The sequence below is a fragment of the Micrococcus sp. KRD096 genome (assembly GCF_017168495.1).
GTDB lineage: Bacteria > Actinomycetota > Actinomycetes > Actinomycetales > Micrococcaceae > Micrococcus > Micrococcus luteus.
Genome location: NZ_JABFAY010000019.1, coordinates 32,895 through 35,262, shown reverse-complemented (window position 1 = coordinate 35,262; position 2,368 = coordinate 32,895). Strand labels below are relative to the sequence as shown.

2 protein-coding genes are annotated in these 2,368 nt (G+C 74.9%); one reads left to right on the top strand and one right to left on the bottom strand.

The features are described from left to right. Positions 1-80: 80 nt before the first annotated feature. The gene (locus tag J1M41_RS10015; protein ID WP_036316015.1) at positions 81-1,589 is read left to right on the top strand and encodes a sensor histidine kinase; all 1,509 of its coding nucleotides are present in this window, start codon (positions 81-83) and stop codon (positions 1,587-1,589) included. Between the two features lie 62 nt (positions 1,590-1,651). Here J1M41_RS10015 and J1M41_RS10010 read toward each other — a convergent pair whose 3' ends face one another. Then, positions 1,652-1,900, bottom strand: a complete 249-nt coding sequence (locus J1M41_RS10010) for a WhiB family transcriptional regulator (protein ID WP_002854852.1) — start codon at positions 1,898-1,900, stop codon at positions 1,652-1,654. Positions 1,901-2,368 lie beyond the last annotated feature (468 nt).

The window sequence follows — 2,368 nt, the reverse complement described above, 5'->3', positions numbered from 1 at the left end:
ACCATCGCCGCCGTGTCGTCCGACGCCGCCCGCGACGCCACGGACCCGGGCCGCCCGGCACGTCGCCGTACCCTGATCCCATGGTCAGTTCGCTCGCGCAGGACCCCCTGACGTCGCACCCGGACATCGGAGACGAGGACCGCGCCTGGCTGCAGCGGCTCGTGGGGGACTGGCAGCTCGTGGCAGACCTGGCGCTCGCGGACCTCGTGCTCTGGTGCCCCGTGCCCCGCCGCGACGAGGCCGGAGGGTTCGTCGCGCTCGCCCAGGTCCGGCCCTTCACCGCTCCCACCCTCTTCCACCGCGACATCGTGGGCTCGCGCGCCCGCGCGGACCTGCGGGCCGTCGTCGGGCAGACGTGGCATGGCGGGGAGCGGGCCGAGGGGGCCGGCCCCGTCGAGGCCCCGGGAGGCACGCTGCAGGTGCGTCTGTGGCCGGTGGTCCGCGCCGGGAGGGTCATCGCGGTCGTCTCCGCGCACGCGGACCCGAACGGCCGGCCGGCGCGCTCGGTGATCGAGGAGAACTACAGCCGGACGGCCAGCACCCTGCTGGACATGATGCAGCACGGCCGCTGGCCGGCGCCCGAGGAGCCCTCCGGCCTCTGGGCGGGCGGCACGCCGCGGGTGGGGGACGGCCTCGTCGTGCTCGGGCCGGACTCGGTCGCCGAGTTCACCAGTCCCAACGCGGTCTCCGCCCTGCGCCGGCTGGGCATCGCCTCGACCCTCGAGGGGCACCGGCTCACCGACGTGCTGGCCAGCACCGAGGCCGCCCGCGTTCCCACCGACGAGGGGACGTGGGCGGTGCTCACCGGCCTGCGTGCCGGACGGCGGGAGGTGCAGTCCGGCGGGGCGTCCCTCACGGTGCGCTCCGTCCCCCTGCTCGGTCCGGACGGCTGGCAGGGGGCGCTGCTGCTGCTGCGCGACGTGACCGAGCTGCGCCGCCAGGAGCAGCGTCTGCTCACCAAGGACGCGACCATCCGCGAGATCCACCACCGCGTCAAGAACAACCTGCAGACCGTGGGATCGCTGCTGCGCATGCAGGCGCGGCGCACGTCCTCGCCCGAGGCGGAGCGTGCGCTGCGTCAGGCGATGCAGCGGGTGGACACGATCGCCCTCGTCCACCAGACGCTGAGCGAGGAGATCGAGGACCAGGTCCCCGTGGACGGTCTGCTGCAGCGGCAGTTCCGCCTGGCCGTCGAGGTGGCCGGGGACGGGCGGCCGCTGCAGGTCGCGGTCACGGGCGAGTTCGGTGAACTGCCCTCCCACGTGACCACGCCGCTGGCGCTGGTGCTCAATGAGCTGGCGGCCAACGCCGTCGAGCACGGCACGGCGCCGGGCGGTGGCTGCGTGGGCCTGCACGCCGACCGCGAGTCGACCCCCGCGGGAACGGTGCTGGTCGTGTCCGTGACGGACGGCGGCCCCGCCGCCCCCGACGGATGGGTGCCGGGGGAGTCTCCCCGCGCGGGCGAGGGATCGGGGCTCGGCCTGCGCATCGTGCACTCGCTCGTGGAGGGGGACCTGCGCGGCACCCTGCGCTGGGAGCGGTCCGACGACGGCGGCACGCGCGTCGTGCTGCGACTGCCCCTGACGTGAGCCCGGCCGGGCATGACGACGGCCCCGTCGACGAGGTCGACGGGGCCGGTGGTCCGGGTGGGTCAGGAGGCGCGGCGGGCGCGCGCCGCGCGGCGCTTCATGGCGCGCCGCTCGTCCTCGCTCATGCCGCCCCAGACGCCCGAGTCCTGGCCGGACTCCATGGCCCACTTCAGGCACGTGTCCACGACCTCACACGAACGGCACACCGCCTTGGCCTCCTCGATCTGCAGGAGGGCGGGGCCGGTGTTGCCCACGGGGAAGAACAGCTCCGGGTCCTTGTCCAGGCACGCTGCTTTACTGCGCCAATCCATCGGTCCGCTCACTTTCTGTCGGAAGAGCCGGAGCCCGCGGGCGCCGGTGGTCACGGCCTCCGCCGGCGGCGGGCGCGGGGGCCTGCGCGGACGACGCGCGGCACGACCGATACGGAGGGCGACCCTGGTCATTGCAACGGGGACCGCTTTCGTACGAACGCGGCCCCCGGAAATCTTTCGCGTGCCATCCTCGCACGGCCCTCACGAGTGAACAAGAGGTGAATGAGGTGCATCACCGCACCTCCCAGTGAGTCCTTGGTCACACCCATGCCCGGGGCGGCGCGTCGCCGCGGACCTGGCCCGCGCACCGCCCGGCGTACGGTGGGGGACACGTCCGTCCCCGCAGCCGTCCCGCAGGAGAGGCCCCATGGCACAGTCCCGCCGCCCCGACCCCGTCGCCCCGTCCGAGTTGTCGGGCGCCGACGCGACGACGGTCCCGCCCCGCCCCGGCCGGGGCCTGCCGGTGGC